General features: G+C 31.2%; 4 protein-coding genes. All 4 read left to right on the top strand.

The genetic code is table 11. From position 1 onward, the window contains the following. On the top strand, nucleotides 1-405 hold a 405-nt coding region (locus tag ABJD66_RS06675; protein WP_348129616.1), incomplete at its 5' end, for a mechanosensitive ion channel domain-containing protein. A gap of 11 nt (nucleotides 406-416) precedes the next feature. Continuing rightward, nucleotides 417-1,457, top strand: coding sequence for a magnesium and cobalt transport protein CorA (locus ABJD66_RS06670; RefSeq protein ID WP_348129613.1), 1,041 nt, complete (start codon nucleotides 417-419; stop codon nucleotides 1,455-1,457). Between the two features lie 124 nt (nucleotides 1,458-1,581). Then, nucleotides 1,582-4,080: a PIG-L family deacetylase gene (locus ABJD66_RS06665; protein WP_348129610.1), complete on the top strand. Its 2,499-nt coding sequence runs from the start codon at nucleotides 1,582-1,584 to the stop codon at nucleotides 4,078-4,080. 109 nt (nucleotides 4,081-4,189) lie between these two features. Continuing rightward, nucleotides 4,190-5,899: a sodium:solute symporter gene (locus ABJD66_RS06660; protein ID WP_303541612.1), complete on the top strand. Its 1,710-nt coding sequence runs from the start codon at nucleotides 4,190-4,192 to the stop codon at nucleotides 5,897-5,899. Nucleotides 5,900-5,944: the final 45 nt, after the last annotated feature.

The raw sequence follows: 5,944 nt of genomic DNA, 5'->3' as shown, positions 1-5,944 counted from the left end.
ACAAAGCTTATAATTAGATATGTTAACATATTACTTATGGCAATAAGTTTTATATTTCTTGTTTACATTTGGCAGGTAAATTTTGAGGATTTAGGCATTATATTTTCATCTGTATTTGCTGTGTTAGGTGTGGCACTATTTGCTTCTTGGTCTATTTTAAGTAATGTTACTGCTGGTGTAATTTTATTTTTTTCATTCCCTTTTAAAATAGGTGATCGTATAAAAATATTAGATGGCGATTTTGCTGAGGAAGTTGATATTTTAGACATAAAAGCTTATCATATTTATCTTAAAAAAGACAACGGAGAACTACTTACCTACCCAAACAATTTACTTTTACAAAAAGGTGTTGTACTTATTAATAAAGAAGATAACGACGATACTACAGAAGGAGATTACATTTAAAAAGTAATTGTATGAAAAGAAAAAACAGACGTAAAGTAAACCCGTATTCTGATAAAAAAACTTTTAATATTGAAGAATTTAAAGCTAATTCATCTTTAATAACCTACTCTAAAGAAAGTTGTCATTTATTAAAAGGAGAAGAATTAAATGAAATATCTATAACAAAAGATACTTCGGTCATTTCTTGGTTAAACATTTATGGTTTTCAGCATTCACAAGCTGTACGCAAAATAATTGCGGACAATAATATGGATGAGTTTTTAATAAACCTTGTTATAGACAACAATCACAGAAATAAAGTAATAGAACTAGACGATTGTTTCTTTTTAACCTTAAAATCACCTTATTATTCTGCAGAAAGCAATGAAACAAAATTTGAACAAATGGTTTTTATTGTTGGCGAAACTTACGTTTGGAGTATACAAGAGGTTGAAGGCGATCATTTTCAACATTTAAGAGAACGCATAGAAAAAAACTTAGGTGTTATAAGAAAAAAAGGAGCAGATTACCTGTTTTACTTACTAATGGAAGCTATTATAGATAATTATTACATTGCTTATGATAAGTTAACAAAGGCTAATATTGGTTTAGATAACTTAAATGAGACTAAACCAACTCCTGAATTTGCAATTAAAGTTGAAAACAAGAAAAGGCAACTTAACCAAATTAAAAGAATGACTATAAGCATAAAAGATGCTATTAACCAATTAGAAAATATAGATTGTTTTGACTTTGACATAAAGTATTTTATTGAAATTAAAGAACAAATTGGTTTAATGGGAGATGAAATTGATTTTAACCTTAGTCAACTAGAGAGTTCTTTAAACTTAATGTTTAGTATTCAAAACCACAGATTAAACGAGGTAATGAAAACTTTGACTATATTTTCTGTGATTTTTATACCGCTTACTTTTTTAGCAGGTATTTACGGTATGAACTTTAAAAATATGCCCGAATTACATACGGAATATGGTTATTTTATACTTTTAGGCGTAATGGTTTTAATTTCTCTGGTGTCCATATTTTTTATCAACAGAAAAAAATGGTTCTAACAATTCTTCCTTAAAATCATCAAATGTTAATAACCCGCTTAAAAACGTTGTTAAAGAACCTTTAAAATTGACATTCTAAAGCGTAGAACTTGTTATATTTGAGCATCAACCAAAATTAACATTTATGCGCCAACTACTGGTATCTTGCATAATTTCTGCATTATGCATCAACTTAGGATTTTCACAAGCTCCTAAAAAAAGTTCATCTGCAGAAATTTACCATTCTTTACAAAAGTTAAACTTCTTAGGTTCTGCATTGTACATTGCAGCACATCCAGATGATGAAAACACAAGGTTAATATCTTACTTATCTAATAATGTAAAAGCTAAAACTGCTTACTTGTCTTTAACCCGTGGAGACGGAGGACAAAATTTAATTGGACCAGAAATTAGAGAGCAATTAGGTGTATTACGAACACAAGATTTACTTGGTGCACGTAGCAAAGATGGTGGAGAACAATTTTTTTCTAGAGCAAACGATTTTGGCTACTCTAAACACCCAGATGAAACATTAGATATTTGGGACAAAAAAGAGGTTTTAGCAGATGTTGTACAAATTATAAGACAGTACAAGCCAGATGTTATTATAAACAGATTTAACCACAGAACACCAGGAACTACACACGGTCACCATACTGCCTCTGCAATGTTAAGTGTAGAAGCTTTTGACTTGGTTAACGACCCAAAAGCATACCCAGAACAACTAAAACTAACAGAAACCTGGCAACCAAAACGTATGTTTTTTAACACTTCTTGGTGGTTTTATGGTAGTGAAGAAGCTTTTAACAAAGCAGATAAAAGTAAATTAATGAAGTTAGATGTTGGTGTTTTTTACCCAATGCTAGGTGTTTCTAACAACGAGATTGCATCACTTGCCAGTAGTCAGCATTTATGTCAAGGTTTTGGTCGTATATCTACAAGAGGAAGCCAAGATGAGTATATTGAGCTTTTAAAAGGTGATATGCCTAAAGGTGATGATATTTTTGAAGGCATAAATACTACGTGGTCTAGAATAGATGGTGGTGTTGCTATTGGAAAAATATTAAACAAGGTTGAAGAAAACTTCAATTTTAAAAATCCTTCTTCGCACTTACCAGAACTTATAGAAGCTTATAAATTGTTACAAAAATCTACAGATACACACTGGAAAAATATTAAGTCTAAAGAACTAGAAAATATGATTTCTGCTGTAGCTGGTTTATACTTAGAGGCTAATGCAAGCATTACAAATAGTACACCATCTGGCAGTTTTAAAGTATCTATAGAAGCTTTAAACAGAAGTAATACAAACATTATATTAAAATCTGTAAAAGTTGCAACTACTAGTCTATCTCCTAATATTTCTTTAAAAAACAACACTAAAGAAAACCTAGTTTTAGATATTACAGTACCCGCAAATACAAATTACACAAGTCCTTATTGGCTTATGAAAAAAGGTACATTAGGTATGTACACTGTTGCAGATAAAAAATTAATTGGCAAACCAGAAACTCCTAGAGCTTTTAATGCTGATTTTAAACTTAGTATTAACAATTATACATTAACCATTACTAAACCTGTAGTTTACCACTACTCTAAGCCAGATAAAGGAGAACTATACAGACCTTTTGAGGTTTTACCAGAAGCTAGTGTTAGCATAAAGGACAAGGTTTTTATTTTTTCTGACGGATCTGCTAAGCAAATTCCTGTTACTATAAAAGCTTTAAAAGATGATATTACAGGGGAATTAGAATTAGGCTTTTCTAAAGGGTGGAAAGTTAATAATGCAAAACTGCCTTTTACTATTGCTAAAAGAGGAGATACAAAAACATTTATGTTTACTGTTACTCCTCCTGCCACTGAAGCACAGAGTACCATTTCACCATCTGTAACAATTAACGGTAAAAAACTTAGTAAAGAGTTGGTTGTTATTTCTTATGACCATATCCCAACACAGTCTGTTTTACTACCATCTGAAGCTAAAGTGGTACGTTTAGACATTAAAAAAACAGGAAAAAATATTGGTTATATTACTGGTGCTGGCGACAAAATACCAGAAAGCTTAACACAAATAGGCTACAATGTGTCTACCATAGATCCAGACAATATTACTACAGAATCTTTAAAAGGTTTTGATGCTATTGTAGTTGGTATTAGAGCCTACAATGTTGTTAATCAATTAAAATTTAAACAACATTTTTTATTAGATTACGTAAAAAACGGAGGCAACTTAGTTATACAATATAATACTGCTGGCCGTAGAGGTTTAGATTTAGATAACCTTGCTCCTTATTCTCTAGAGCTATCTAGAGATAGGGTTACAAATGAGTTTGCAGAGGTTAGCATTTTAGCAAAAAACCATCCTGTAGTTAATACTCCTAATAAAATTGTACCTACTGACTTTAATAATTGGGTACAAGAACGCGGCTTATACTTTCCTAATAAATGGGGAAAAGAGTTTACACCTATTTTATCTATGGCAGATAAAGGAGAAGATGCTAAAAAAGGTAGTCTTTTAATTGCTCCTTACGGCAAAGGAAACTACGTATATACAGGCATAAGCTTTTTTAGAGAGTTACCTGCCGGTGTTCCTGGTGCTTACAAATTGTTTGCTAACTTATTATCATTACCTAAAAACAACTAAGACACTATGGAAGATAAATTTGTTTGGAAAAAAGAATATTCTTGGGTCTTACTTTTAAATTTAATGTATGCAATTGTATTTTTTATTATAATGAAAACTTACAATTAATATGGCTAGTATAGATTGGTACTTACTTATAGGAACATTATTATTTATTGTTGGCTTTGGGGTATATAAAACAAAAGGAAGTAAAAATGTAAACGATTACGTTTTAGGAGGAAACCAGTCAAAATGGTGGACAATTGGACTCTCTGTAATGGCTACACAAGCCAGTGCAATTACATTTTTATCTACACCAGGACAAGCATACCACGACGGTATGGGCTTTGTTCAGTTTTACTTTGGTTTGCCTTTAGCTATGGTGGTTATATGTATGGTATTTGTACCCTTATATCACAAATTAAAAGTTTATACAGCTTATGAGTTTCTAGAAAACAGGTTTGATGTTAAAACTAGAACGTTAGCAGCATTTTTATTTCTAATTCAGCGTGGTTTGGCCGCTGGTATTACCATTTATGCTCCGTCTATAATATTATCTGCTGTACTTGGTTGGGATTTAAGAATATTAAATATTTTAATTGGTATTTTGGTAATTATATACACTGTTTCTGGTGGTACAAAAGCAGTAAGTGTTACCCAAAAACAACAAATGTTTATAATAATGCTGGGAATGTTTGTTGCATTTTACTTCATTTTAGATTACCTACCAGATGATATTACGTTTAGCAAAGCCTTAAAAGTTGCTAGTGCAAGTGATAAATTAAATATTTTAGATTTTAGTTTAGACACTCAAAGTAGATATACTGTTTGGAGCGGACTAACAGGCGGATTTTTCTTGTTTATGTCTTACTTTGGTACAGACCAAAGTCAGGTACAGCGTTACTTGTCTGGTAAATCTGTAAGAGAGAGTCAACTTGGCTTAATTTTTAATGGTATTTTAAAAATACCAATGCAATTCTTTATTTTATTGGTAGGTGTAATGGTTTTTGTTTTTTATCAATACAACTCATCACCTCTAAACTTTAATCCTGCAGCTACTTCTAAAGTAGAAAATTCTGTTTACGCAGAAGATTACAAACTATTAGAAAAAGAACATAAGGTAATTGCAGAACAAAGAGTAATTATACAAAACAAATTATCTGAAGCATTAGACAATAACAATACAGCAGCGCAAGCTAATGCTAAAAACAAAATTATTGCTTTAAATGCTAAAGAAAAACTAGGTAGAGATGCCGCAAAAACATTAATTACACAAGCAGATGCCTCTGTAGAAACCAATGATACAGATTATGTATTTATTCATTTTATACTAAACTACCTACCACAAGGTATTATTGGTCTTTTGTTAGCGGTAATATTATCTGCTGCTATGTCTTCTACTGCATCAGAATTAAATGCTTTAGGCACCATAAGCGCCTTAGATATTTATAAAAGAAGTATTAAACAAGGACAAACAGAAGAACACTATGTTAAAGCTTCTAAAGTACTTACTTTAATTTGGGGTATTATAGCCATTTTAATTGCCTGTGTTGCTAGCTTGTTTGATAATTTAATACAACTAGTAAACATTATAGGATCTATATTCTACGGTAATGTATTAGGAATATTTTTACTGGCATTCTTTTTTAAGTACGTTAAGGGTAATGCTGTATTTGTTGCTGCAATTATAACTCAAGTAATAGTAATTATTGGGTGGTGGCTAGACTGGATGTCTTACCTATGGTTAAATGCTTTTGGCTGCGCCTTAGTTGTATCTATTGCTATGCTTTTAGAAGGTTTTGACAGAATGATGAAAACCGAAAATGAAATGAAAATATAACAACTAGACGATATAAAAAAAGCCCGTAAAACAATTGTTTTACGG

This window comes from Cellulophaga sp. (genome assembly GCF_039943695.1).
GTDB lineage: Bacteria > Bacteroidota > Bacteroidia > Flavobacteriales > Flavobacteriaceae > Cellulophaga.
The sequence above is the reverse complement of the archived record's forward strand: the minus strand, read 5'-3'. Positions and strand labels throughout refer to the sequence as shown.